The organism is Exiguobacterium sp. s140 (assembly GCF_018617035.1).
GTDB classification, from domain to species: domain Bacteria; phylum Bacillota; class Bacilli; order Exiguobacteriales; family Exiguobacteriaceae; genus Exiguobacterium; species Exiguobacterium profundum.
Map to the genome: position 1 here is coordinate 1,333,084 of NZ_JACSJK010000001.1, position 26,579 is coordinate 1,359,662.

At 49.8% G+C, this 26,579-nt stretch carries 28 protein-coding genes; 2 read left to right on the plus strand and 26 right to left on the minus strand.

Annotated elements, in window-relative coordinates; all coding sequences use genetic code 11:
* Positions 1-55 precede the first annotated feature (55 nt).
* From clpX to KNO61_RS06935, 12 genes are all read right to left on the minus strand, one after another.
* Positions 56-1,324 (minus strand): ATP-dependent protease ATP-binding subunit ClpX, encoded by a 1,269-nt coding sequence (clpX, locus tag KNO61_RS06880; protein WP_015881113.1) that lies wholly within the window; start codon positions 1,322-1,324, stop codon positions 56-58.
* Positions 1,325-1,535: 211 nt separating this feature from the next.
* Positions 1,536-2,828, minus strand: a complete 1,293-nt coding sequence (gene tig / locus KNO61_RS06885; RefSeq protein ID WP_015881112.1) for a trigger factor — start codon at positions 2,826-2,828, stop codon at positions 1,536-1,538.
* Positions 2,829-2,917: 89 nt separating this feature from the next.
* Positions 2,918-3,829, minus strand: a complete 912-nt coding sequence (locus tag KNO61_RS06890; protein ID WP_214684746.1) for a hypothetical protein — start codon at positions 3,827-3,829, stop codon at positions 2,918-2,920.
* Between the two features lie 538 nt (positions 3,830-4,367).
* Positions 4,368-4,880 (minus strand): metallophosphoesterase family protein, encoded by a 513-nt coding sequence (locus KNO61_RS06895; protein WP_214872842.1) that lies wholly within the window; start codon positions 4,878-4,880, stop codon positions 4,368-4,370.
* Positions 4,881-4,885: 5 nt separating this feature from the next.
* On the minus strand, positions 4,886-5,476 hold the full coding sequence (locus KNO61_RS06900; RefSeq protein ID WP_214872843.1) for an XTP/dITP diphosphatase: 591 nt from the start codon (positions 5,474-5,476) through the stop codon (positions 4,886-4,888).
* Positions 5,473-6,222, minus strand: a complete 750-nt coding sequence (gene rph / locus KNO61_RS06905; protein ID WP_214757222.1) for a ribonuclease PH — start codon at positions 6,220-6,222, stop codon at positions 5,473-5,475. The genes KNO61_RS06900 and rph overlap by 4 nt, the downstream gene beginning before the upstream one ends.
* Positions 6,215-7,018, minus strand: a complete 804-nt coding sequence (gene racE, locus KNO61_RS06910) for a glutamate racemase (protein ID WP_275059971.1) — start codon at positions 7,016-7,018, stop codon at positions 6,215-6,217. The genes rph and racE overlap by 8 nt, the downstream gene beginning before the upstream one ends.
* A 112-nt stretch (positions 7,019-7,130) precedes the next feature.
* On the minus strand, positions 7,131-7,394 hold the full coding sequence (locus KNO61_RS06915; protein WP_015881106.1) for a phosphocarrier protein HPr: 264 nt from the start codon (positions 7,392-7,394) through the stop codon (positions 7,131-7,133).
* Positions 7,395-7,468: 74 nt separating this feature from the next.
* Entirely contained in the window at positions 7,469-7,909 is a 441-nt protein-coding gene (locus KNO61_RS06920; RefSeq protein ID WP_074032771.1) for an acyl-CoA thioesterase, read from the minus strand.
* Between the two features lie 8 nt (positions 7,910-7,917).
* Positions 7,918-8,706 (minus strand): succinate dehydrogenase iron-sulfur subunit, encoded by a 789-nt coding sequence (sdhB, locus tag KNO61_RS06925; protein WP_193343274.1) that lies wholly within the window; start codon positions 8,704-8,706, stop codon positions 7,918-7,920.
* Positions 8,707-8,714: 8 nt separating this feature from the next.
* Positions 8,715-10,472: a succinate dehydrogenase flavoprotein subunit gene (gene sdhA / locus KNO61_RS06930; protein ID WP_015881103.1), complete on the minus strand. Its 1,758-nt coding sequence runs from the start codon at positions 10,470-10,472 to the stop codon at positions 8,715-8,717.
* A 16-nt stretch (positions 10,473-10,488) separates the two neighbouring features.
* The gene (locus KNO61_RS06935) at positions 10,489-11,106 is read right to left on the minus strand and encodes a succinate dehydrogenase cytochrome b558 subunit (RefSeq protein ID WP_214684758.1); all 618 of its coding nucleotides are present in this window, start codon (positions 11,104-11,106) and stop codon (positions 10,489-10,491) included.
* A 222-nt stretch (positions 11,107-11,328) separates the two neighbouring features.
* Between KNO61_RS06935 and KNO61_RS06940 the strand changes: the two genes are divergently transcribed.
* Positions 11,329-11,721, plus strand: coding sequence for a YslB family protein (locus KNO61_RS06940; protein ID WP_230233887.1), 393 nt, complete (start codon positions 11,329-11,331; stop codon positions 11,719-11,721).
* A 25-nt stretch (positions 11,722-11,746) separates the two neighbouring features.
* Here the strand turns inward: KNO61_RS06940 and KNO61_RS06945 are convergent, their stop codons facing one another.
* Both KNO61_RS06945 and uvrC read right to left on the minus strand, forming a co-directional pair.
* On the minus strand, positions 11,747-12,523 hold the full coding sequence (locus KNO61_RS06945; protein WP_214757226.1) for an aminoglycoside adenylyltransferase domain-containing protein: 777 nt from the start codon (positions 12,521-12,523) through the stop codon (positions 11,747-11,749).
* Positions 12,520-14,310: an excinuclease ABC subunit UvrC gene (gene uvrC, locus KNO61_RS06950; protein WP_214872844.1), complete on the minus strand. Its 1,791-nt coding sequence runs from the start codon at positions 14,308-14,310 to the stop codon at positions 12,520-12,522. The genes KNO61_RS06945 and uvrC overlap by 4 nt, the downstream gene beginning before the upstream one ends.
* Positions 14,311-14,380: 70 nt before the next feature.
* On the opposite strand from uvrC, the gene KNO61_RS06955 reads away from it, so the two are divergent.
* Positions 14,381-15,694, plus strand: a complete 1,314-nt coding sequence (locus tag KNO61_RS06955) for a dihydrolipoyl dehydrogenase family protein (protein WP_214684766.1) — start codon at positions 14,381-14,383, stop codon at positions 15,692-15,694.
* Between the two features lie 42 nt (positions 15,695-15,736).
* On the opposite strand, the gene mnhG is transcribed toward KNO61_RS06955, so the two are convergent.
* The 12 genes from mnhG to KNO61_RS07015 all read right to left on the minus strand — a co-directional run bounded on the left by mnhG (position 15,737) and on the right by KNO61_RS07015 (position 26,464).
* The gene (mnhG, locus tag KNO61_RS06960; protein ID WP_015881097.1) at positions 15,737-16,096 is read right to left on the minus strand and encodes a monovalent cation/H(+) antiporter subunit G; all 360 of its coding nucleotides are present in this window, start codon (positions 16,094-16,096) and stop codon (positions 15,737-15,739) included.
* A complete protein-coding gene (locus tag KNO61_RS06965; protein ID WP_026826530.1) occupies positions 16,074-16,370 on the minus strand; it encodes a Na(+)/H(+) antiporter subunit F1 in 297 nt (98 codons plus the stop codon). The genes mnhG and KNO61_RS06965 overlap by 23 nt, the downstream gene beginning before the upstream one ends.
* Positions 16,370-16,855: a Na+/H+ antiporter subunit E gene (locus KNO61_RS06970; RefSeq protein WP_015881095.1), complete on the minus strand. Its 486-nt coding sequence runs from the start codon at positions 16,853-16,855 to the stop codon at positions 16,370-16,372. The genes KNO61_RS06965 and KNO61_RS06970 overlap by 1 nt, the downstream gene beginning before the upstream one ends.
* Positions 16,856-16,862: 7 nt before the next feature.
* Positions 16,863-18,347 (minus strand): Na+/H+ antiporter subunit D, encoded by a 1,485-nt coding sequence (locus KNO61_RS06975; protein WP_214872845.1) that lies wholly within the window; start codon positions 18,345-18,347, stop codon positions 16,863-16,865.
* On the minus strand, positions 18,340-18,681 hold the full coding sequence (locus KNO61_RS06980; RefSeq protein WP_015881093.1) for a Na(+)/H(+) antiporter subunit C: 342 nt from the start codon (positions 18,679-18,681) through the stop codon (positions 18,340-18,342). The genes KNO61_RS06975 and KNO61_RS06980 overlap by 8 nt, the downstream gene beginning before the upstream one ends.
* The gene (locus KNO61_RS06985; RefSeq protein WP_015881092.1) at positions 18,681-19,118 is read right to left on the minus strand and encodes a Na(+)/H(+) antiporter subunit B; all 438 of its coding nucleotides are present in this window, start codon (positions 19,116-19,118) and stop codon (positions 18,681-18,683) included. The genes KNO61_RS06980 and KNO61_RS06985 overlap by 1 nt, the downstream gene beginning before the upstream one ends.
* A complete protein-coding gene (locus KNO61_RS06990; protein WP_214872848.1) occupies positions 19,090-21,531 on the minus strand; it encodes a Na+/H+ antiporter subunit A in 2,442 nt (813 codons plus the stop codon). The genes KNO61_RS06985 and KNO61_RS06990 overlap by 29 nt, the downstream gene beginning before the upstream one ends.
* Positions 21,532-21,877: 346 nt before the next feature.
* A complete protein-coding gene (gene trxA / locus KNO61_RS06995) occupies positions 21,878-22,192 on the minus strand; it encodes a thioredoxin (protein WP_015881090.1) in 315 nt (104 codons plus the stop codon).
* A gap of 107 nt (positions 22,193-22,299) precedes the next feature.
* The gene (locus KNO61_RS07000) at positions 22,300-23,265 is read right to left on the minus strand and encodes an electron transfer flavoprotein subunit alpha/FixB family protein (protein ID WP_015881089.1); all 966 of its coding nucleotides are present in this window, start codon (positions 23,263-23,265) and stop codon (positions 22,300-22,302) included.
* A gap of 14 nt (positions 23,266-23,279) precedes the next feature.
* Positions 23,280-24,053 (minus strand): electron transfer flavoprotein subunit beta/FixA family protein, encoded by a 774-nt coding sequence (locus KNO61_RS07005; protein ID WP_078146521.1) that lies wholly within the window; start codon positions 24,051-24,053, stop codon positions 23,280-23,282.
* A 79-nt stretch (positions 24,054-24,132) separates the two neighbouring features.
* On the minus strand, positions 24,133-24,711 hold the full coding sequence (locus KNO61_RS07010) for a fatty acid metabolism transcriptional regulator FadR (RefSeq protein ID WP_074037553.1): 579 nt from the start codon (positions 24,709-24,711) through the stop codon (positions 24,133-24,135).
* A gap of 79 nt (positions 24,712-24,790) precedes the next feature.
* Positions 24,791-26,464, minus strand: a complete 1,674-nt coding sequence (locus tag KNO61_RS07015; RefSeq protein WP_214684770.1) for an AMP-binding protein — start codon at positions 26,462-26,464, stop codon at positions 24,791-24,793.
* Between the last annotated feature and the right edge of the window lie 115 nt (positions 26,465-26,579).

Sequence of the window (26,579 nt, forward strand, 5' to 3'; positions counted from 1 at the left end):
CAAAAAGGCTCAAAACTCGGATGTGCCGAGTGTTTGAGCCTTCTTCGTTAAAGAATTATGCTGTCTCTTTGTTGTCCCCTGTCTGTTCGACAGTACCGTCACGAAGGACGTATTTCGGACCGGCAAGACCCGTAATCGTTTCATCCGTGATGATGACTTTCTCGATATCGTCACGCGATGGGACAGTGAACATCACATCGAGCATCATTTCTTCGATAATCGAGCGGAGACCGCGCGCGCCAGTCTTACGTTTGATCGCAAGTTTGGCGATTTCGATCAATGCTTCGTCTGTGAAGGTCAATTCGACATCGTCAAGCTCGAGCATTTTCTCGTACTGACGGACGAGAGCATTTTTCGGCTTCGTCAAGATTTCAACGAGCGCTTCCTCATCGAGTGTCGTGAGCGTCGCCATGACTGGCAAACGTCCGATGAACTCAGGAATCAAGCCGAATTTTTGAAGGTCTTCAGGGAGTGCGCGGGCGAGCAAGTCCTCTTGCGTCAACTCGCGATTCTCTTGGTCGTTTCCGAAACCGATGACTTTCTTCCCGATTCGGCGTTTGACGACCGATTCGATGCCGGCGAATGCACCACCGACAATGAAGAGAATGTTTGTTGTGTCGATTTGGATAAATTCTTGATGCGGATGCTTCCGTCCACCTTGTGGCGGTACGCTTGCTGTCGTGCCTTCAAGAATTTTAAGGAGCGCCTGCTGAACGCCTTCACCGGATACGTCACGCGTAATCGATGGGTTTTCAGACTTACGGGCAATCTTATCGATCTCATCGATGTAGATGATCCCTTTTTCAGCCTTCTCGACATCATAGTCAGCCGATTGAATCAATTTAAGCAAGATATTCTCAACGTCTTCCCCGACGTAACCTGCTTCCGTCAAGCTCGTCGCATCCGCGATTGCGAATGGGACGTTCAAGACGCGAGCCATCGTCTGAGCGAGAAGCGTTTTTCCGCTACCCGTTGGTCCAATCATGACGATGTTCGACTTCGCAAGTTCGACATCATCCGAACGGCCACCAGCGTTGATCCGTTTATAGTGGTTATAGACAGCAACTGAAAGCGCACGTTTGGCGCGGTCTTGACCAATGACATAATCGTCTAGGATGTTACGAATCTCTTGTGGTTTTGGAATGTCTTTAAATTCGACTTCTTCCTCTACACCGAGCTCTTCCTCAACGATTTCATTGCAAAGTTCGATACATTCATCGCAAATGTATACGCCAGGACCGGCGACTAACTTACGAACTTGTTCCTGCGATTTTCCGCAAAACGAGCACTTGAGTTGCCCCTTTTCCTCGTTAAATTTGAACATTCGATACACCCCTTCTGTGGTGAAAATGGATGTAAGTGCGATAAATCGCGATTTGTATTTTCTGGTGCGATGCACCGCGAAAAGACATTTTACATCTCTGCGTTGAAATAATTGTAGCATGAACATATTGCGACTTCAAAGAATTACACATGCAATGTACTGTGACAGAAAAAAGGACGACCGCTAGGCAGTCGTCCCTTCGAATATCAGCTTACTTCGCTTTACCGTTTTCAACGAGGATGTCGATCGCTTTACGGAATTTGAGGTCACCTTTAAGTGTCTCAAGTCCACCTTGCGGAGCGAGCATCGTACGGAGTTGGTCCGGTGCGATGTTGTAAAGTTTAGACATTTCTTCAAGCTCTTTCTCAGCATCTTCGTCAGATACTTCGATTGCTTCTTTGTCAGCGATTGCTTTCAAGACGAGACGAGCTTTTACGCGCTCTTCAGCTTGCTCTTTCATCTCTTCGCGCATTGCTTCTTCAGAAGTACCAGTGAGCTCGAAGTACATGTTAAGGTCGATTCCTTGTGAAGATACACGTGAACCGAATTCTTGTACCATGCGGTCTACTTCTTGTTCAACGAGAACTTCCGGTACGTCGATTGTCGCGTTAGCAGTTGCCTGTTCTACGAGTTGGTCGCGCATTGTACCTTCAGCTTCTTGTTTCTTACCAGCTTCTAAACGCTCACGGATGCTTGCTTTCAACTCGTCGAGTGTCGAAACAGACTCGTCGATGTCTTTTGCAAACTCGTCGTCGAGTTCAGGAACTTGTTTTGTTTTGACTTCGTGAAGTTTGACTTTGAATGTCGCTGGTTTACCCGCCAAGTTTTCAGCGTGGTACTCTTCAGGGAATGTTACTTCAACGTCTTTTTCTTCACCAGCAGTCATGCCGATCATTTGCTCTTCGAATCCCGGGATGAATTGACCAGAACCGATTTCGAGTGTGTAGTTCTCAGCTGTGCCGCCTTCGAACTGCTCACCGTCAGCGAAACCTGCGAAATCAAATACAGCTGTATCGCCGTTTTCGATTGCACCTTCTTTAACAGCGAGTTCTGCGCCTTGCTGTTGAAGTGCTTCAAGTTCTGCTGTTACTTCGTCTTCTGTTACTTCAGTTGAAACAGCTTCGTACTCGAGGCCTTTGTATTCGCCAAGCTCAGCTTCTGGCTCAACCACGAATGTCACTTTGAAAGCGACTGGTTTGCCTTTCTCGAGCGTACCGTCTACATCGATGTTTTCGAGAGCGATTGGTTCGAAACCAGCTTCTTCAACCGCACCTTGGATCGTGTCGCGGTAGAGAATGTCGAGCGCATCTTGATAGAGTGCTTCTTCTCCATACATTTTGTTGAACATTGGGCGTGGCAATTTACCTTTACGGAAGCCAGGCACGTTCAAGTCTTTGACGACTGTTTTAAATGCGGCGTCAACTGCTTTATCAAAAGCTTCTGCAGGAGCTTCGTACGTGAGTACGCCTTGGCTACCTGATGTTTTTTCCCATTTTGCTGTCATGCTAAGTCCCTCCAACAATTCGTTTATACCGTACAAAAATGTACAACAATCCGTATTATAGCATAAATCCTCGGTAAGCACACAAGGATTTAGTCTAATAACGCCTGTGTAAAGCGAAGATCCGCCTCTAAAATCTCCGCAGCTAAACCGTCGACTGATTCGTCATGTAAAATCGCTTGTTTCGCCTGTACGAGCGCCTGTTCCACATCCGCTTTTTCGGCCGGTACATACGGATAATGCGTATACATGTAATTCATCAACAGCTGGGTCCCGATCTCATCGCCTTCAACTGATTTTTGAAGTGAAAAGACGGTCTTCTCCCATGTTTCAATCTGCGCTTTTGCTTCTGTTCGTGTCATCTTGTTCGAAACGTCCCCATCCGTCCATTCGATGACATCTAGTTCGGCGAACGCTTTTTCCAACACGATCAGTTTGACGAGCTTCGGACGCTCCGACACGAGCAGTTCATGTAGCACATTGTCGAGCACCGGGTCGATTTGAAAGTGAACATGTTGTAATGCTTCAATCTGTTCCCCCGTACTCCCTCGTGTCAGCGTTCGTTTCAATTTGGCAATTGCCGCCGGAAACTCCGTCATCTTCAACACTTGAAGCACCTGATGTGCTTGTGTGTTGACCGTATCCTTCTTGTCCTGCCATTCGAGATACTGGTTGATCCAGTGCGCCGCTTCAAAAGGTTGGTCCCGCATGATGTAATACTGCGCAATCTGCAAACCTCCTGAGGCCGGTTCTTCCGCCTCGGACATATGGATGCTGACGAGTTCCTGCAGCTTCTCGAGTGTCTCTGGGTCGTCCGGCCGTTCCATTGCACATTGGAAGATTTCCATGAAAATAAACGGGTCACCTGGAATCGTCTGATACCAATCCCATAAAATCGGTTCGATCCGCTGTCGTTCCCCAGAAGCATCTGCCTCCTGAATCATCTTATGCAGACGCGCCCAATTCCCAGGGAACGGATAGTCCTGATCCTTTTCCTTCTCCATCTTCCCTCACCCTCTCTTCCATTCCCCTTCATCTTCCGTTAGGACGCGATTCCTTGTCAATCGATTTCCCGGAAAATGAAAAAAGAGACGTTCTCCGTAGAGAGCGTCTCTATTTTAATGGAAGCGTCCCAAGAGGGATTCGAACCCCCGACCGACGGCTTAGCTTACCACCATGACTTTCGTCACCAACATCGTGTTGTTTGTAGTCTGGACTATATCTTCACCGTTTCAGGTGCGACACGTGTAGTCTCTACGGAACCTCACGAGCATGATGCTCCTCCATTGATTCTACCTCTACATGCATAGACATTCGAATCAACTCGACCCAATCGGGAATGAGTTTCCTCGGTATTACCATCAGCATCATCTGTTAAGGCTTCACCGATATAGTGTCGTCCACTTTATAGGTTTCTGTTTCCCTATAAAGGCTCCTATTTGTCTTGAAGGCCGTTGCTCTATCCTGCTGAGCTATTGGGACATTGACATGAAAACTATAATAGAAAAATGGTTTCCTGTCAATCGATTTCCCATTCCAAACTCATAGTTTTCCTGAGATGTCCAAGTCTTCGACGTGAGAACCGTCTTCTGAACGATAGAAACGCACTGTTGCTTCCCCTGCTTCGAGATCGAGTAACGCATACGTTTTGTCCGTTCGTCCTCGCGGCATGCGAATCGAACCTGGGTTGATGTAGACAACCCCGTCCTCGATCAACGCACCCGCCACATGCGAGTGACCGAACAAGACGACATTCGCTCCCACTTCTTCCGCTCGATACCGTAGACGGTTCAAATCGAATTTGACGTCATGATGGTGCCCGTGAACGATTAAAATCGTACCGGCATCCGTCGTCTCGATGCGTTCGTGGGGAAGATCTCCACCGAAATCACAATTCCCCCGAACCGTTCGATAAGGTAACAAATGTTCATCGACAAGGGCGAGTTGTGAATCCCCGCAATGGAAGGCGTCATCAATTTCCGCCTCGTGCCTTTCAAAAATCGTCGTCAACTCTTCCGTCAAACCATGACTATCACTCACTATTAGAAAACGCATAAGCTTCATCCTTTCATGAATGGTATGATTTCTGCCTCCAGTTTTCGTAGTGCCTGTCCACGGTGGCTGACGACAGCCTTCTCGTCACGCTCCAACTCTGCCGCTGTCTTATGAAGCGATGGGACGATAAAGAGTGGATCGTATCCGAAGCCATTTTCGCCTTGTGGGGAATAACCGATTGTCCCTTCGATCGTTCCACGAACGGTCAACGTCTCTCCGCTCGATTTTGCGAGACAGAGCGCACAGACGAAACGAGCCGTACGATTCGTTTCTCCGTTCAATTTTTCAAGAAGAAGTGCATTGTTTGCCTCGTCTGACTTTTCTGGACCTGCAAAGCGGGCTGAATATACTCCCGGTGCCCCGTCAAGTGCGTCGACTTCAAGACCGGAGTCGTCCGCCAGAACGGCATGCCCAAAGTAAGCTGCCGCCTCCGTCGCTTTTAACGCCGCGTTCTCTTCAAACGTCGTGCCGGTCTCATCCGTCTCTGGTGCATCCGGATAGTCGAGTAGTGATTCGACCTCGAACCCGAGCGGCGTCAGCATTCCTTCGAGTTCTTTCACTTTTCCAGGATTGTGTGTCGCAATGATCAACTTCATAATGTCTCCTCCGAACGTTCTCCGACGTACCACCAAGAAGCACCGAGTGCCGCTTCCGCCGTCTTGAATAATGATTCGATGCCGTGTTGCGCGAGCGCGAGCATCTCGTTCATCTCTTGTAGCGTGAACGTCGCCTCTTCCCCTGTACCTTGTACTTCGACGAATCGTCCGCTTGCCGTCATGACGACATTCATATCGACCTCTGCCGCAGCGTCTTCTAGGTAATCCAAGTCTAAGACAAGCTCGTTCGTTCGCCCGACCGAAATTGCGGCCACCCCTTCTTTAATCGGTGTATCTTCAAGTTTCCCTTGGCGAATCAAGCGGTCGACGGCCAACACGAGCGCACAAAAGCCACCTGTGATGGAAGCCGTCCGAGTCCCACCATCCGCTTGAATGACGTCGCAGTCGACCCAAATCGTCCGTTCACCGAGACGTTCTAAGTCCACGACAGAGCGGAGCGACCGGCCAATCAGACGCTGAATCTCCATCGTTCGTCCCGATTGTTTTCCACGTACCGATTCCCGGACAGTACGGTCTCCCGTCGCCCGTGGTAGCATCGCATATTCTGCATTGATCCAACCTTGTTTCTTTCCACGAAGGAAATTTGGTACGCGCTCTTCCACAGTTGCGGTACAGATGACTTTCGTATCGCCGATTGAAATTAAAACGGACCCTTCCGCATGTTTGTTCACGTGCGGCACAATCTCGACTGCGCGCAGTTCATCAAATCGTCTCGTATCACGCAATGCCGGTCACCTCGACTTTCTCCGCATGAACCGGACGCCCGAGCCATTCGCTCGCGAGTCGGTCAAATAGTTCGATATCACCCGTCGCATAGAAGGCATGTGCCGGGACTGCATCCAACCCGTTTTCAAGTTCCTGATAATCGAGCATCGCAGCCACTTCAAGCGCCGTCTCGTCACCTGATGAGATGAGGTGGACGTCCGGTCCGACTACATCTTGAATGACTGGGGCAAGGAGTGGGTAATGCGTACAACCGAGAATCAACGTATCCATCTCGGATGGCTGAAGTGGACGAAGTGTTTCATCCACAACTTGACGCACGCGCTCTCCAGACACTTCTCCAGCCTCTACGAGCGGGACGAACGGTGGGCACGCGAGTGAATACACATCGACCTCACCTGCCACGTGACGTAACGCCTTTTCATATGAACCGCTCTCAATCGTCATCTTCGTACCGATGACACCGATATGCTTGTTACGCGTCCCTTTGACAGCCGCGCGGGCACCCGGGTCGATGACACCGATGACCGGGATGTCGAGACGTTTGCGCGCCTCTTTCAATACGACCGCTGTCGCCGTATTACAGGCGATGACAATCATTTTAACGTCTTTCTTCAATAAAAATTCAATCAATTCCCATGTATATGCTTCAATCTCATCGTGCGGACGCGGCCCGTACGGACAGCGCTCAGTATCTCCGATATAGACGATCTCTTCTTTAGGGAGTTGGCGCATCAATTCTTTGACTACCGTCAACCCGCCGACTCCTGAATCGAGGACTCCAATCGCTCGTTTCATTTTCATCACTTCCATTCTCACCTATCTTACCAAAAAACCTCGGACTGAAAAAGAAACGTTCCCATGACAAAAAAAGACGAGGTCGCCAGTGGCGCCTCGTCCCTTACCCGAATTACTGAGCAAGACCTTCGCTAGTGAGCATGTCAGAAAGCGTGTTGATCGCTTCTTCTGCATCTTCACCTTCAGCAGTGATCTTGATTGTAGAATCTTTTGCGATACCGAGTGAAAGTACACCCATGATCGACTTCAAGTTAACTGTTTTACCATTGTACTCGAGGTTGATGTCTGATTGGAACTTAGAAGCTGTGTTAACCAACTGAGTAGCTGGACGAGCGTGAATTCCTGAATCAGCAACGACTGTGAACGTTTTTTCCATGAGATGATGGTCTCCCTTCAAAATTCAATTCTACAGGCGAACCAGCAGAATATTTTTTGTTTGTGAACTCATTATCAAATGATAGCGGATTCGCAAAAATTCTGCAAGCGGTTTTTATATTCCGGAGTCCATTCCGTAGGACGACCTTCCTTCGTTAAATGAACGAGGCTTGTCCGTCCGGCGAAAAGGAGTTGCTCTCCGTCATATGCCCCGTAATGAATATCACATGAAGTGTTTCCGACCGTCAAGATATTGGCATGCACAGTCAGCTGTTGACGTGGCATGACTTGTCGAACATAGTCACATTGCGCATCGGCGACAACGACGAATCCGTCCTTTAAAGAGAATCCTGTCGCCTCTAACAACTCGATCCGGGCATCTTCGAAATAGATGAACGGAATTGTGTTGTTCATGTGACCATACGGGTCGCACTCCGAAAAGCGGACTTTCACATCGAGCGCGACACCTGCTTTGACACGTGTTTCCCAACCTGGCTCTCGAAAGTACTTGGTCATCGGCTCGCTTACGCCTCGACCGCAGAACCGGTGCGACCTTTGTCACTACCGAAGAACTGTTTGAACGAGTGAAGCGTCGTTTGACGGTTCATCGAAGCGATTGACGTCGTGAGCGGGATGCCCTTCGGACAAACTTCGACACAGTTTTGTGCGTTTCCGCATTGCATGATGCCGCCGTCTTCCATGAGTGCTTCGAGGCGGTCTTCCGCGTGGAAGGCACCTGTTGGATGTGAGTTGAAGAGTCGGACTTGCGAAATCGCCGCTGGACCGATGAAGTCCGATTTGTCGTTCACGTTCGGACACGCTTCAAGACAAACACCACATGTCATACATTTCGATAGTTCGTACGCCCATTGACGTTTGTTCTCCGGCATACGCGGTCCTGGACCGAGGTCGTATGTGCCATCGATTGGAACCCATGCCTTCACTTTTTTCAACGCGTCGAACATGCGTTGACGGTCGACTTGAAGGTCACGGATGACCGGGAACGTCTTCATCGGTGCAAGACGAATCGGTTGCTCGAGTTTATCGACGAGTGCCGTACACGACTGGCGCGGCTTCCCGTTGATAATCATCGAACAGGCACCACATACTTCTTCAAGACAGTTCATGTCCCAGTTGATTGGTGTCGTCTTGTCCCCGTTCGCGTTGACCGGGTTACGGCGGATTTCCATCAATGCCGAGATGACGTTCATGTTTGGACGGTATGGTACCGTGAATTCTTCCGTATACGTCGCTTGATCCGGTCCATCTTGGCGTTCAATGATGAAGCGGATGTCTTTTTGTTCAGATTGCATTGGCGTCGTCATTTCGTCTTCGCCCCTTTCTTCGAGTAATCCCGTTTACGTGGCGGGATTAACGAAACATCGATGTCTTCATACGAGATATCGACTTCCCCATCTTTGTAACGTGCCATCGTCGTCTTCATGAACTGCTCATCATTACGTTCCGGGAACTCCGGTTTGTAATGGGCACCACGGCTCTCGTCCCGCTTGAGCGCGCCAAGTGTGATGACGCGTGCGAGGTCGAGCATGTGGTCGAGTTGTCGAATGAACGATGCCCCTTGGTTGCTCCAACGTGCCGTATCCGTAGCTGAAATCTTATGGAAACGTTCACGCAATTCTTGGATTTTCTTGTCGGTCGCTTCAAGTTTGTCATTGTAGCGAACAACTGTGACGTTGTCCGTCATGAGTTCACCGAGTTCACGGTGAATCTGATACGCATTCTCTGTTCCATCCATCGCAAGGATGTTGTTGAATCGCTCGATTTCTTCACGTTCGTTGAAGTTAAAGAGCGCTTCTGAAACGCTTTCTGTCGCTTGATCGAGACCACGCATGTAGTTGACTGCCGCAGGCCCTGCTTCCATTCCGCCATGAACGGCTGAAAGAAGAGAGTTCGCACCTAGACGGTTCGCACCGTGCATCGAGTAGTCACATTCACCGGCTGCGAAGAGACCCGGAATGTTCGTCATCTGATCGTAGTCGACCCATAGTCCGCCCATCGAATAGTGGACTGCCGGGAAGATTTTCATCGGTACTTTACGCGGGTCGTCGCCTACGAATTTCTCGTAGATTTCAAGGATTCCACCAAGTTTGATGTCAAGTTCTTTCGAGTCTTTGTGAGACAAGTCGAGGTAGACCATGTTCTCGCCGTTGACGCCGAGTTTTTGGTTGACACATACGTCGAAGATCTCACGTGTTGCGATGTCACGCGGTACGAGGTTTCCGTATGCTGGATATTTCTCTTCGAGGAAGTACCACGGCTTCCCGTCTTTATATGTCCAGACACGTCCACCTTCTCCACGAGCCGACTCACTCATGAGACGAAGTTTGTCATCCCCTGGAATCGCCGTCGGGTGAATCTGGATGAACTCCCCGTTCGCGTAAACTGCGCCTTGGCGGTAAACCGCTGCCGCTGCTTGTCCTGTGTTGATGACCGAGTTTGTCGACTTACCGAAGATGACCCCTGGGCCACCTGTCGCCAAGATGACCGCGTCCGATGGGAACGCTTTAATTTCCATCGAGCGCAAATCTTGACATACCGCACCGCGGCAGATGCCTTCTTCGTCGATGACGGCGCGAAGGAACTCCCAGCCCTCATACTTCTCGACGAGACCTTGCGCTTCGTAACGACGAACCTGCTCATCGAGTGCATAGAGAAGTTGCTGTCCTGTCGTCGCTCCGGCGTATGCCGTACGGTGGTGAAGCGTTCCACCGAAACGACGGAAGTCTAAGAGACCTTCTGGCGTACGGTTGAACATGACGCCCATCCGGTCGAACATGTGAATGATTTTCGGAGCATTCTCCGCCATCTTTTGGACAGGCGGTTGGTTGGCGAGGAAGTCGCCTCCGTAGACCGTGTCGTCAAAGTGTTGCCAAGGAGAGTCACCTTCCCCTTTCGTGTTGACGGCCCCGTTAATCCCACCTTGGGCACAAACTGAATGTGAACGCTTGACCGGTACAAGCGAGAATAGTTTTACCGGAACACCCATCTCTGCCGACTTGATTGTCGCCATGAGTCCAGCTAGACCGCCACCGATGACGATCAAACTTTGATTTGCCATGTAAAATTCCCCCTAATTACAAGATGCCTGCAAACGTCAAAATCGAACGGATGCCGACAAAAGATAGTGCCAAGAACACGACACCTGATACGTAGCTCATGAGACGTTGCGAACGAGGTGACTGTGTGATACCCCACGTGATCGAGAACGACCAAAGACCGTTCGCGAAGTGGAACGTAGCCGAAAGGATTCCGACTATGTAGAAGATCAACATGAGCGGGTTGTCGACGATGTTTTGCATCATCTCCGCATTGACTTCTACCCCGCGCAATTTCGCAAGACGCGTTTCCCAAACGTGCCAAGCGATGAAGATCACGAGGAAAACTCCTGTGAAGCGTTGGAAGAGATACAACCAGTTGCGCGCGTATGAATAGCGATTCGAGTTGATTGACCCGAGAAACGCGTAGTACACGCCGTACACCCCGTGGAAAATCATCGGCAATGCGATAATTGTCACTTCAAGGAAGTACAAATACGGTAAGTTCACCATGAATTTTGCTGCTTTGTTGAATGACTCCACCCCATCGACGATGTAGTAGTTGACCGACAAATGGACGATCAAGAACAAACCGATTGGAATGACCCCAAGTAGCGAATGGACTTTACGACTGAAGTAGTCACGATGCGCTGCCATTCTAGTTCCCCCTTTTCACGAGCATTGGCTCGTATTGTCAATAAAAGCGTTTTCAAATGCAGATATAGCTTTCTGTCTCCTATTCTACTCTTGTGAAAATTGTATGACAAGACAACCTAGCCGATTTGTGCCACATTCTTTTCAAAAATACAGGATGACCAAATTCCAATTGGTCGTTATAATGATATAGAGAGATTGGAGTGATGGGATAGAATGGAAACGATGAGCCAACCAATTTTCGCGATTGAACTGCTTCGCGACTATGTGTTGACGGATTTGCTTGGCGAAGATTACGCCCAAGTCATCTATTGGTCAGGAAAACGGGTCGCCCGTAAATTCCCGACGATGTCCGACGATGAACTGACTGCTTTCTTCGCAGAGGCAGGTTGGGGCGAGTTGACAATCAAGAAGGAACGTGGGAGCAAGTTTACATATGAATTGATCCCACCACCTGCGACTCAGGCCAAAGCGACAGGATACTATCAGCTTGAAGCCGGATTTTTAGCCGAACAGATTGCAGGTCGTTTCCAGTGCGTCGCGGAAGGGTATGCCGATCCAACCCGAAAAGCTGTCCAAATCACCGTCCAACTAGACCGAAAAGACGACTACGAATAAGAGTCGATGCCAAACGCATCGACTCTTATTTTTGTTTCCGCTGAAGTTGTTGACGCATGTAGCGACGGAATTCATTGAGTTCTTGTCGATGAAACGTCACACTTCCCCCTTCATAGCTCCGAGTCGCCTTACGAACAACTTCGACAATATTTCCTGGAAAATGTCCGTTATTCACTAACCAACGGAGTGCTTCTTGTTTTGAGAGCAGAACACGTTCTTGTTCATAGGCCAGGCCACGTATCAAGTTCAATACGCTATACACCGTCTGTTCTTCAATCGAGTCAAGACAATCGAGCGCATCCGCTCGAATCGCATCAGAAAAATGAGCTGAATCGAATCCAGAAAGGAGTTTATGAAGTGGTTGCCCTCGCCATGTGATACCACGCTCTAAAATCACTTGGACGTGAGCCGCCAAATCAGGATCGGTGAATCCTTGTTGCAATTCGGTTCTTTCTTCCCTACTAGCTTCTTCAAAACGTGAACGCCACCCTTCACTATAGTGAAACTCAAAAGGACTTGGATGATACCAATCTTTTAGCTGCGCCATCGTCATGATGCTCAGTTCGAGCGGATATGGTTCGTTGGAGTACGAGAGACAGCAGTCGATGAGTTTTTGTCGTTCCTCCCGAGTCAATGCGTTTGATACGACGAGCAACAAATCTACATCACTTCGTTTCGGATGAAAACCACCCATCGCTAATGATCCATGAATATATATATGCTGAACGGTTGGTAGAAATTCATCAATCGCTCTCACGAATGAAGCGATTGTATTCTCCACGTCTGTCGTAATCTGTCTCATTCATCCGTCTCCTCGTGCACGTACTGAAGCACGGTCTCCGCTAATTTTTCCGGCAATCCCGCTTCCTTCAATTGTTCGAGTGATGCCAGACGGATTTGTTTCATCGACCCGAAATGGCGGATAAGCTGTTGACGGCGTTTCGGACCGACACCCGGAATTTCATCGAGGATCGACTTCGTCATCTTCTTCGTCCGTAAGCTGCGGTGGAACGTGATGGCGAAACGGTGAACCTCATCTTGCATCCGCTGCAACAGATAAAAAGCGCTCGAGCGTGGATGCAGCTCGACAACGCGCCCACCTTCCCCGAACAACAGTTGGCTCGTTCGATGTCGGTCATCCTTTTTGAGCGAGCCAACCGGCAAGTCGAGCCCGAACTCGTTTTGGATGACGTCGAGCGCCGCGTTTAATTGTCCAATCCCCCCATCGATCAGTAGGAGATCGGGTAATCGCTTGTCTTCCGTCAAAAGACGGCGGAATCGTCGACGGACGACTTCACGCATCGTCTCGTAATCATCCGGTCCTTGAACCGTCCGAATCTTGTATTTCCGATATTCTTTTTTGAGCGGCTTCCCGTCTTCAAAGACGACGAGCGCCGACACGGCGTCCGCCCCCTGGATGTTCGCGTTGTCGATGATGTCGACACGTGACAAGTTGGGGATGCCGATTGCTTCCCCGAGTTCACGCATCGCGAGCAACGTCCGCTCTTCATCTCGGGCGAGCAACTCGAACTTCTCGTTTAAGGCGATTGTCGCATTCTTCGTTGCTAAATCAAGCAACTGTTTCTTTGCCCCTCGTTTCGGCTGCATCACTTTCGTTCCGATGGCGTCATTCAGTAAATCGAGCCGGACCGTCTCGGGTACGAGAATTTCTTTTGGCACGACGTTTTGTTCATAGAACTGAACGATGAAACTTTCGAGTTCTTCCGAAGGCTCTCCATGCATCGGGAAGAGCGAGACATCTCGCTCAATCATCTTCCCGCCACGCATATAGAATACTTGGACGCACATCCAGCCTCGGTCGAGCGTATAGCCGAAGACGTCACGGGCCGTCGGGTCGGCCGTGATCATGTTCTGTTTGTTCATAATCGATTCGACTGCTCGAATTTGATCGCGTAGTTCAGCCGCCCGCTCGAACTGCATATCCTCAGCGGCACGTCCCATCTCGACGTTCAGCTTCGTGAGCGTTTCAGCCGTCTCCCCGTTCAAGAAGCGCCGGATCTCATTGACGATCTCTTTTTGCGAATCCGTATCGACCGCCAGCTCACAAGGACCTAAACATTGCCCGATATGATAATACAGACAGAGTTTCTTAGGCATCGGCTGACATTTCCGCAGCGGATACAGTTTATCGAGTAGACGTTTCGTCTCGTTCGCCGCATAGGCGTTCGGATACGGTCCGAAGTAATGTCCGCCGTCTTTTTTCAATTTCCGCGTCGTCAATAGACGCGGATATGGTTCGTTCGTAATCTTGATATATGGGTACGTTTTGTCGTCTTTGAGGCGAATGTTGTACTTCGGGTCGTGCTTTTTGATGAGCGTCATTTCGAGTAATAACGCCTCGAGTTCACTCGCCGTCACGATGTACTCGAAGTCACGAATCTCTGCGACGAGACGCATCGTCTTGATGTCGTGTGCGCCCGTGAAGTAAGAACGGACCCGATTCTTGAGGTTTTTCGCCTTCCCTACATAGATGACCTCACCATATTCGTTTTTATGCAGATAACAACCCGGCTCGTCCGGGAGCAGCGCTAATTTATGTTTAATGTGGTCGGTATGACTCAATTCCATTCACCTCAGTTTAGCTTCCTCCTGGACGGGAAAAAGAGTGTGATATCTCGCCAGAGGAGGATTTTATAGTATGAAACGATACGATGTCATCATTGTCGGTAGCGGCTCCGCAGCGGGTCAAGCCGCTTCCATTTTACGCGAAGCCGGTAAAGAGATCGCCATCATTGAGAATTGGACGTTCGGAGGAACATGTCCTCAACGCGGATGTGACCCGAAGAAGATGCTTGCCGAAGGAGCAGAACTCCTTGCCCGAACGGAACGTATGCGTGAGCTTGGCGTCGAAGGAAGCCTGTCACTGGATTGGTCGTCCTTTAAAAAGCGGATTGATGAGTACCGCCTCTCTATCCCAACATCCAAAAAACAGCATTGGGATGAGATGAACATAGACTTATATCAGGGAGAGCCTCACTTTATCGATGAGGATTCAATCGTCATCGATGGTCACGAGCTCTCTGCCAATCAATTTTTAATCGCTACGGGTCAAACGCCCCGCCCTCTCGATATCCCAGGTGGCGAACTGGCGATCACGAGCGATGATGTGTTCGACCTCGACGCGTTGCCTGAATCGATTCATATCGTGGGGGGAGGCTATATCGCCTTTGAATTCGCCCATATCTTCCGACGATTCGGAAGCGACGTGACACTCCTCATTCGTTCACATGCGTTGAAGGCATTCGACCCGAACGTCGTCCACCGGCTCATCGAAGAATCGAAGCGAATCGGCATCACCGTCCGACATGACGTCGAGCCAATACGAATCGATAGCAACGTCTTAACGTTATCAGATGACTCTACCCTAGAAGGAGTTGTCCTTAACGCTACAGGACGAATTCCAAGCATCGAGCGACTTCGGCTTGAAGCGGCAGGTGTCACAGCTGATCATCGCGGTGTACATGTGAACGAGCATCTGCAAACAAGTAACCCAAATATATACGCCGCAGGCGACGTCGCTAACAGTTCAAATCCCGAACTCACTCCATTCGCCGGTCAGGAAGGGCGCCTCGCCGCACTCAATATGCTTCACGGGAATACAAGGTCACTCCCTGAGCGTCCGGCCCCGACCATCGTCTATGCGACACCACCGATTGCCAAAGTCGGTCTTACGGTCGAGGAAGCGGAAGCTGAGGGCATTGACTTCGACGTGAAAGAAACGGACATGTCGCACTTCCTCACCTATTCACGAATCAATGACACAACCGCATATTCAAAAGTGTTACTAAGTGCAGAAGGGCACGTCATCGGGGCTCATTTGATTGGTCATCATGCCCCAGAACTTATCAACCTGTTCTCTTACATTATACAGAACAAACTGTCGCATCAACATGTGAAGCACTTAGAAGTCGCCTATCCGACCGCCGCCTCCGACCTGACCTATCTCATCTAAACAAAAGACGGGACTCGCCTCGTGGCGAATCCCGTCTTTTACTTATTCGATTCCTTTGTCCTTGTCTTCTTTCAGCGCGTCTTGTAACGACTTCTCCCAAAGTGGAACACCTTTCGCGTGCGCCGCACGCGAGATGAGGTGACCCCCAACAGGAGCTGTCAAGAGGACGAAGAAGAGACCGAGCAAGAGTCTTGCATCAAACACCCGTTCATCGACATATACGTGAAGGACGGCTGCAAAGAGGACGAACATAACACCGAGTGTCGCACTCTTTGAGGCAGCGTGTGTTCTCGAATAAATATCTGGGAGACGGATGAGACCGATCGCGGCGACGACGGTGAAGAAGACGCCGATGATCGTGAAGATGCCGGTAATGAGATCAAAGATCATTGTCGCGGTCATGTTGGATAATCTCTCCCCTCTCTAAGAATTTCGAGAACGCCACCGTTCCGATGAAGGCCAAAATACTGAGTAGCAAGATGACTTCAAAATACAAAGTCGTATCGAGCAGAATCGATAGTAACGCGACGACCGAGATAAGCGCGATCCCGATGGAGTCCAGCGCGATGACTCGGTCTGCCGTCGTCGGTCCTTTGACGACACGATACAACATCATCAACATCGCAAGCAAGAGAATGGCGAGCGAGATGTAGATGAGAATGTCTAGTAAATCCATCACTCTGTCGCCTCCTTAATGCTTGATTCAAAGTTATCATAAATGTCTTTTTGTAACGCTTCTTTATCCGGCATGTTAAGTGCGTGGATATAGAGCACGGAATTGTCTTTTGACACCTGAACGACGAGCGTCCCTGGTGTGAGCGTGATCAGCATCGAGAGCAAGCTGACTTTCCATCCTTTGTCGAGCGACGTCTCATAGCGGAAAATCCCTGGTTGGATTTTCAACTTCGGACTAAGGACGAGACGCAGTACCTCAAAGTTCGCGAGGAACAATTCACGGATGAAGATGAGCAGCAGTTTAAACAGACGCCAGACGCGTGTGAAGTAAAAGCCGCCTCCACTAGATTTAAAGAATCGGCGCATCATGAACAAGATGAGTAAGCCAAGTAGATACCCGACGAAGAATCCGCTCGTTGTGAACGATCCCGTGAGGAACATCCAGATGAACGCCAAGAAAAAGTTAATCAATAGTTGATAAGCCATCTGTCATTCACTCCTTTATCACGGCATCGATATAGATTTCTGGATTGACGAGCGGCTCAATCGCTTGCGTGATATACGGATGGATGGCTTCTGCCCCAAATCCGTATGCGACCGCAATGATGAGCAACAAGAAGACCGGCACGATCAAACGCTTCGTATACGGTACGAGCGGTCCATCATACTCGCGCTTCGCCTCGCCCCAGAACCCGTTCAAGAAAATCTTCATGACCGAATAGAGGACGAAGAGACTCGACAAGAGGACGAGAAGTGGTCCGAACAGCTCGCCTTCGTCCATCCCACCTGAGACGATCAATAACTTTCCGAAGAATCCACTAAGTGGCGGAATCCCTGCGAGCGAGAGCGCTGCGACGAAGAACGTCCATCCGAACAGCGGGAAACGGGTGATGAGTCCACCCATATCACGGAGTTGACCGGATTTGGTGATTCCGATCATCATCCCGACGAGCATGAAGAGAACGGCCTTGATAATCATGTCGTGAATCAAGTAGTAGAGTGACCCTTCAAGGGACGTCTGCGTATTGACCGAGATCCCATACAAAATGACCCCGACCGCAATCATGATGTTGTAGATGATGATCAACTTCACGTCGTTATAGGCGATGGCACCTGTCATCCCGATGAAGATGGTGAGGACAGCGAGCACCATGAGGAACGTCTGTAAAAACTCACCGTTCCCATCAAACAGTAGCGTGTACGTCCGCAAAATCGAGTACACCCCGACTTTCGTCAAGAGTGCCCCGAACATCGCGAGAATCGGGGTCGGTGCGACCACGTACGCTCCAGGGAGCCAGTAGTGAAGTGGGACGAGTGCCCCTTTCATCCCGAAGACGATGACGAACAGTACACCGATGACAGTGATAACGTCCGGGTTATCGACGACCGGGATCTTCATCGCCAAGTCCGCCAAGTTGAGCGTACCTGTGACTCCGTAAAGCAAGGCGACCGACATGACGAAGAGCGCCGAGGCGATGATGTTCACGAGCAAGTACTTGATCGATTCACGTAACTGGACGCCACGACCACCGAGTACAATCAACACGTATGAGGACATCAAGAAGACCTCGAAGAAGACGAACAAGTTGAAGATATCGCCTGTCGTGAAGGCACCGTTCACCCCGACGAGCAAGAACAGCATTGCGATGTACAAGTAGTTGCCTTCATATGAATCTGAGAAGTAGTGGACGGCGAACCACACGATGAAGAGCGTGAGAAGAGTCGACGTCGTCACGAGTAGGGCTGACAGCATATCCGATACGAGCGTGATGCCGAACGGCGCTTGCCAGTTCCCGAGGTTGAGGGTTTGAATTCCCTCCGTGGAGACCGTATGCACGAGAAAGAGTGACACGATCGCCGTAATAACTAAAGCTCCAAGAGCCATTGCGCGCTGCAGCTGGACCCGTTTTGGCATAAACATCATAAGGATGGCCGCAAGCGCAGGAATGACGATTGGAAAGACCGGTAAGTTAATCATACGATTCTGTTCCTTTCATTTCTTCCATATTGTCCGTGCTGAGCTCCTGATACGTGCGGTAGGCAAGTACGAGGAAGAATGCCGTCACCCCGAAACTGATGACGATTGCCGTCAAGACGAGCGCTTGCGGTAACGGGTCTGTGAATTCCGTCACACCGTCGACGAGAACAGGGGCAGCCCCTGTCTTCAAACCTGCCGTCGTCAAGACGAGAAGGTGTGCCGCGTGACTGAACAAAGCAGTGCCGATGATGATGCGTAACAAACTTCTTGAGAGAACAAGATAGACGGCACACATCGTCAGGACACCGATGATGATGCTAACGAAGATTTCCATTATTCACTCTCTCCAATCGTTTGTATAATCGTCAACGTGATTCCGATGACTACGAGGTAAACTCCTAAGTCGAACGCAATCGCCGTATGGAGCGTCTGTTCACCGAGAAGTGGTAAGTCAAACTTCCCGTATGCGTGCGTCAAGAACGGACGACCCAAGAAAACCGAGTGAAGACCTGTCGCGAGCGCAATTAGTAATCCGGTCGCCGTCATGAGACGGTAGTCAATCGGGAGCACGTTCGCAAGCGTCTTCGAATCAAATGCGAGTAGCAACAAGACGAGTGCCGCGGATGTCATCAATCCACCGATGAATCCTCCACCTGGTGAATAGTGACCGGCAAAGAACAAGTCGATGGAGAAGATGACAATGATGAAGAAAATGATAATCGCGGCCGTCTGCAAAATGACGTCATTGACGCGTCTGCTGTTTTGCTTCAAGTTCACCTTCTCCTTTCGTACGTCGTGTTGTTCTAAATTTAATCATCGTGTAGATCCCGAAAGCTGCAATCCCGAGAACGACGATTTCAAACAAGGTATCAAATCCACGGAAGTCGACGAGAACGACGTTAACCATGTTTTTACCTGCTGCAAGCTCATACACGTTCTCTTTGTAATACTCTGAGATCGAAGTGAGCGATTTGTTTGTGAGCGCCATGAAGCTGAGAAGCGTCACGGTCGTCCCGACGAGAACAGCCACGATGGCATTCCCGACTTTGAAACGCATCCGAACTTCCTTCTTGCTGATGTCCGGCATGTGATAGAAGACGAGCAAGAACAATGCGACCGAGACCGTCTCGATGACGAGCTGCGTGAGTGCCAAGTCCGGTGCACCGAAGAATACGAAGAACAGTGCCACGCCGTAACCAACGACCCCAAGGAGAATGATGGACGGGAGACGCGACTTCATGAAGAGAATCGCGAGCGCCGCTAGCATGACGACGGCTCCGAGCACATATTCATAAGATGCAATCTCAGCCAGGTTCTCAAACGAGAAGCGGTACATGTCGAACCACCAGATGCTGAAGAGCATCATACCTGAAAGGAAGACGAAAATATAGATCAAGTACGACCGGATGAAACCAGTCATGTAGTTGTCTTTAAAGCGATATGCCGCCTTGTTCGACCATACGAGCGTACCGTCGTACATCCCGTTGAGCGTCAAACGATGTGGGATGCGGTTGTAGATGCCCATCCATTTACCCATTTGCCAGAACAGCAATGAACCGAGAAGAATCACCCCGATTGTCATATATAGTTCAGGCGTCAAACCGTGCCAGAAGTAAATATCTACTTTAACGTCTTGTCCTTGCGCGACGAGTGTCGGATAGATCGACTCGACGGCTGGCTTGATGAGCGAGTTCGACAACACGTTCGGGAAGAACCCGAGACCGACAACGAGAATCGCGAGGATGACTGGCGAAATTAACATGCCAATCGGCGCCTCATGCGGTTGTTTCGGCAATTGATCGAACTTTGCCTTGCCCATGAACGTCCGTGTGAACAGCATGATGCTGTAGATGAACGTGAACACACTTCCGACGAACGCGATGACCGGGAGCAAAATCCCAATCGTATCAAGCGCAAAGAAGTCGGCCGAGAAGACTTTCGTCGTCGCCTTCAAGAACATCTCTTTACTCAAGAATCCGTTGAATGGCGGAAGACCGGCCATCGATAACGAACCGATGACGGCGACCGTGAATGAAATTGGCATGACGGTCATCAGACCACCGAGTTTTCGAATATCACGTGTGCCCGTCTCGTGGTCGACAATCCCGACCATCATGAAGAGCGAGCCTTTGAACGTCGCGTGGTTGATCAAATGGAAGATCGCCGCAATCGTCGCGACCATAAAGATATTATCATCCATACCGTCATAGTGGAGCGCCGCCGCACCTAGACCGAGGAGTGACATGATCAACCCGAGCTGACTGACGGTCGAGAACGCTAGGATTCCCTTCAAGTCGGTCTGCTTCACGGCGTTGAATGAACCCCAGAACATCGTAAACATCCCGACTCCGGCAATCGTCCATAGCCAGACGGATGATTCTTGGAACACCGGGCTCATACGGGCCACAAGGTAGAGACCCGCCTTGACCATCGTTGCTGAGTGGAGGTACGCACTGACCGGAGTCGGTGCTTCCATCGCGTCAGGCAACCAGATGTGGAACGGGAACTGCGCTGATTTCGTGAACGCCCCGAGCAAGATGAGAATCATCGCGACGAGGAAGAACGGACTCTCGGCGATGACGCCCGAGTTCGCGACCATATCGCGAATGCTGTACGAGCCGACCATCGATTCGAGTAAGACGATCCCCCCGAGCATCGACAATCCGCCGAACACGGTGAGAAGCATCGACTTCTGCGCCCCATAACGGGAACGTTCTTTCTCATACCAATATCCAATCAACAGGAATGATGAAATCGATGTGAGCTCCCAGAACATATACATGACAATCATGTTATCCGAGAGAACGACCCCGAGCATCGCACTCATGAACATCAAGAGATACACGTAAAAATGCCCGAGCGACTCTTTGTCCTTATTCAAATAGTAAATCGAATAAAGGACGACAAGTGCGCCGATTCCCGTGATGAGGAGGGCGAACAAGAGACTGAGTCCATCGACGTATGCCGTGAAGTTAATCCCGAGGGATGGCATCCACGCAATCGTCTCTGTCACGACGTCCCCTGCACTCGTGATCGGAATGAATCCGGCGAAGTAGGTGACGAGCACGACCGGAACGATCAAGACGAACCAGCCTGTATGAATTTGTTTCATCCCCCGGAACAAAAGTGGGATGAATGGTGCCGCAAGAAGCGGCAACAAAATAGCTAAATGTAACAGCGACAAGAAAATTCCTCCTTCGAACAGAGTCGTACAATAGATTGAGCCGTAAAGTAAGGTCACTTGACTCCATCATGTCTTCCTCATGAGTATAGCGTAAATTTTCAGTCTGTTTCCATGATAAAAGCTTCCAGTTTAAGCGCTCCCCCGTCAAAATTCCGAATCTGTTAAATATGAAGGAAGCCGACGGAATTTCTTCAAAAAAAATTTGAAATCAGACGTTATGTATCGCAATACGACCGGATTGAGGGTGCGTGGAATAACTCAACTTATTCCCTACTCGCCTGTCCTTTTCCTTCTTTTCTATTCCGCAAAACAAAAAAGCAGCCGATCTCAATCGGCTGCTAATCAATTATTGTGCTGTCGCGATAAACTCTTTCAATGCTTCTTTTGGTTGGAAGCCCATTGTTTTCGAAACAGGCTCGCCATCTTTGAACATCATGAGTGTCGGGATACTTTGGATTTGGAAAGCACCTGCGACTTCAGGGTTTTCGTCGACGTCGAGTTTCACGATTTGGACTTGGTCACCCATTTCTTGATCGAGTTCTTCGAGAACTGGCGCGATCATGCGACATGGTCCACACCAAGTTGCCCAGAAATCTACGAGGACGACGCCCTCTTTTACATCTTGTTCAAACGATTGAGTCGTTGCGTGTTTAATAGCCATTTGTAAAAACCTCCCCAATAAGATGAGAGAGTCCTGGTAAAGAACTCTCATGCAATTCATGTTCAGAGTATACCACGGAGGGTAACAACCCCAAAACGTTTTGCTTATTAGCTATTGACGAGGTGCTTACGGAACTCTTCTGTCAACATCGGGACGACATCGAACAAGTCGCCGACGATGCCATAGTCTGCCACGCTGAAGATGTTTGCTTCTGGGTCCTTGTTGATGGCGACGATGACTTTCGCGTTACTCATCCCAGCCAAGTGCTGAATCGCTCCTGAAATCCCACATGCGATGTAGAGGTCTGGTGTGACGACTTTACCCGTCTGTCCGATTTGAAGTGCGTAATCGCAGTAGTCAGCGTCACATGCTCCACGTGAAGCACCGACCGCGCCTCCGAGAAGCTCAGCCAACTCTTCAAGCGGTTTGAATCCATCTTCGCTCTTCACGCCACGTCCACCTGCGACGATAACTTTCGCTTCCGCCAAATCTACTTTCCCAGTCGCCTTACGAACGACTTCTTTGACGATCATCGCGAGGTCTTTCAATTCGACCGCCGGCGTTTCAACAGAGACGCTCGCGCCCGCTTGACGTGCAAGTGCATCGATGTTGTTTGGACGGATTGTGAAGAACATGACCGAATCTTTGAACTTCACTTTTTCGAACGCCTTCCCAGAGTAGATTGGGCGCACGAACTCTGCGTCGCGTCCTGTTCCTTCGATGGAAACAACATCACTGATGAGTCCGGCATCGAGACGTGCCGCAAGTTTCGGTGCGATGTCTTTCCCAAGAGCCGTATGTCCGAGGACGATCATTTCCGGATTTTCTTGCTCGATCAACTGACGGAGCACTTGTCCGTAGCCGTCTGGCGTATAATGCTTGAGGCGATCATCTTCGACGACGAGGACACGACTTGCACCATACTCCCCGAGTTCTTGTGCGAGTGATTGCACGTGATCCCCAATCACGACTGCCGTCACATCGTCTGTCAATTGCTTCGCCGCAGCGATGGCTTCGAATGATACGTTACGTAACGCGCCTTCACGCGCTTCTGCGAGTACTAAAGCTTTCATCTATGATCTCCCCCTTAAATGACTTTCGCTTCCGTGCGAAGAAGTTGTACGAGCTCGCTCACTTGTGTCGACATATCGCCTTCAAGGATGCGACCGGCTTTCTTCTCTTCTGGCAAGAATCGTTCAATCGTCTCGATTTTCGCTTCGATTTCATCTTCATCGAGATCGATGTCCATGAGTTCGAGTTCTTCGAGCGGTTTCTTCTTCGCCTTCATGATTCCTGGCAAGCTCGGGTAACGCGGCTCGTTCAACCCTTGTTGTGCCGTTACGAGAAGTGGTAGTGCGACTTCGATGACTTCCGTGTCCCCTTCGACGTCACGTGTGACCGTTGCCGTCGTGCCATCGATTTCAAGAGCCGTGATCGTCGTCACGTAGTTCATGTCGAGAAGTTCTGCGACTCGTGGCGCGACTTGTCCGCTACCGCCATCGATTGCCACGTTTCCTGCGAAGATGAGGTCTGCGTCCTGTTCTTTCAAGTATGAGGCGAGAACTTTTGAAATCGTGACATGATCCGCATCCTCGACATCGTCCTCGATTGAGATGCGAACGGCTTTGTCCGCACCCATTGCGAGTGCTGTACGTAATTCTTTGTCCGCATCTTCTGGTCCTACCGTGACGACCGTGACCTCTCCCCCGAGTGCGTCACGTTTTTGAATCGCTTCTTCGACCGCATATTCGTCATACGGGTTGATGATGAACTCAGCGCCGTCTTCTTGAATTTCCCCATTCTCGAGCTGAATTGCTTCCTCAGTATCAAACGTACGTTTCAGCAAAACAAAAATATTCATGGTTGATCCCCCTTTAGTCAATTCTTTCCATCATTCATGAATCAGCATTCATTTTTTGAGCTAGTGATAGGGCTCACTGTTACGTAAGCCCTTTTTTCAACATATGGTGCACATTTGGAAGCGTCGACAACAGATCATACTTGAAGCCGCTCGCCATCCAACTCGTCACAACCTCATCGATCGTGCCGAAAATCATTTGACGGGCGAGTCGATAGTCTAAATCCTTGTCAAACTCTCCTGTCTCGATTCCATGTTTGACGACAGAATCGATTAAGTTCAAATACGGTTTGAGCACTTCTCCGATTTTTTGGCGAAGTACCAAGTTCGACTGCCGCAGTTCGATTTGTGTCACGACGGCGAGGTCGTAATCGGCCGACAGTTGCTTTAAATGTGATTCAATCAACTGATACAACTTACTCCCGGCTGACGTCTCGCTCTCGATTTGTTGTTTCGAGTAGTCGATGAACAGCCCCATCTTCGCTTGGAACAATTCGATTAAGAGATGCTCCTTGTTTTTGAAGTACAAATAGATTGTGCCGTCCGCGACACCCGCCTCTTTGGCGATGGCTGTCACCTTTGCACCGTGATAGCCATGATTGGCAATTACTTTGACCGCCGCATCAATGATTCGGTCACTTTTCGAAATATGATTTGTCATTAACCCCAAGCTCCTTACCGTTGCAGAAAAATGAATGATGGTTCATTCATTTATTATTCTATCATGCGTACGCTTGGTGTCAACTGCTTTGTTTCACTTGTTTGGCCTTCTCTTCGTCGACGAGGACACGGCGTAAAATCTTACCGACGAACGTCTTCGGCAACTCGTCGCGGAACTCATACAACTTTGGCACTTTATAAGCCGCAAGCTTCTCGCGACAATGTTTGTCGAGTTCTTCTTCCGTCACACTAGAGCCGTCGCGAAGGACGATGAACACCTTGACCGTTTCACCACGATATGGATCTGGGACACCGATACAGACCGCTTCCTTCACGGCCGGATGTTCGTAGAGCACTTCTTCGATTTCACGCGGATAGACATTAAAGCCACCTGCGATGATCATGTCTTTCTTCCGGTCGACAATATAGAAGAACCCGTCCTCGTCCATGTAGCCGAGGTCACCCGTCGCGAGCCACCCATCTTTCAAGACGGCTGCCGTCTCCTCCGGCTTCTGCCAGTAGCCTTTCATGACTTGCGGACCGCTCAACATGATCTCCCCGATTTCTCCGATGTCCGCCTCTGTCTCTCCGTCTGCTTTTACTATTTTAGCAGAAGTGTCCGATAACGGGGCACCGATTGAGCCGACGATTCGCTTATCCCATAAGAAGTTCGCGTGCGTGACCGGCGACGTCTCAGACAATCCGTATCCTTCGACGATGCGACCTCCTGTGATCTTCTCAAATTCCTCTTGCACTTCAATTGGAAGTGGTGCTGAACCCGAGATACACGCCTCGATCGAAGACAAATCGTACTTCTTCAGTTTCGGGTCGTTCAAGATTCCGACATACATCGTTGGTGCGCCCGGGAAGAAGTGTGGCTTTTTCTTCTGAATCGTCTTCAAGACATCCGTCACTTCGAAACGTGGTACGAGGACGAGCTCATAGCCGTTCGTGACCCCGAAGTTCAGACAGCACGACATCCCATAGACGTGGAAGAACGGCACGACACACAAGACGCGTTTCTCGTCCCCGCGATTGTACTTATAGAATAAGTTCGTGATTTGATCCGCGTTCGCCGTCAAGTTGAAATGAGTCAACATGACACCTTTCGGAAGTCCCGTTGTTCCCCCTGTATATTGAAGAACGGCGACATCTTCTTTTGGATCGATGTCGAGCGGCGTGATAGGATTGAAGTCCTTATAATCTTTGAACAGCGTCGAACCGGTCGTATCGATGACGATATTGTTCTCACGTTTCACTTTGATTGGATACAGTTTGTTTTTCGGGAATGGTAAGTAATCAGCGATACTCGTCGTGATCACGGTTTGAATCTCCGTCTTCTCACTGACGCGAAGTGTTTTCGGATATAGCAGGTCGAGGGTGATGACAATTTTGACACCTGCGTCCGTGACGAGGTTTTCTAGCTCACGTTCCGTATAGAGCGGATTCGTCTGGACGACCGTCCCACCTGCATAGAGCACGGCATAGAATGAGATGACGTATTGAGGACAGTTCGGAAGCATGAGGCTGACGCGGTCGCCTTTTTCAAGCCCTTTCGCTTGAAGCATCGTTCCGAGTCGACGTGCGGCATCATCGATTTCCGCGAATGTCCACTCCTTTCCGATAAAGGAGACGGCCGTACGATTTGGATAATCCTTTGCTGCGCGAGACAACGCCTCATAGAGCGCCTTTACCTCATAATCGATTGACTGGGGCATTCCTTTTGGATAATCTTGTAACCACGGTTTGTTCATCGCTGTTCCTCCTTAGGAAATGAATACTCATTCAGTTACCCCTATTATAATGCTAAGAAAACGCTTTCATCTACCCTTTACCCAATAATTTTCAGAAAATATCAAAAAAAGCGAT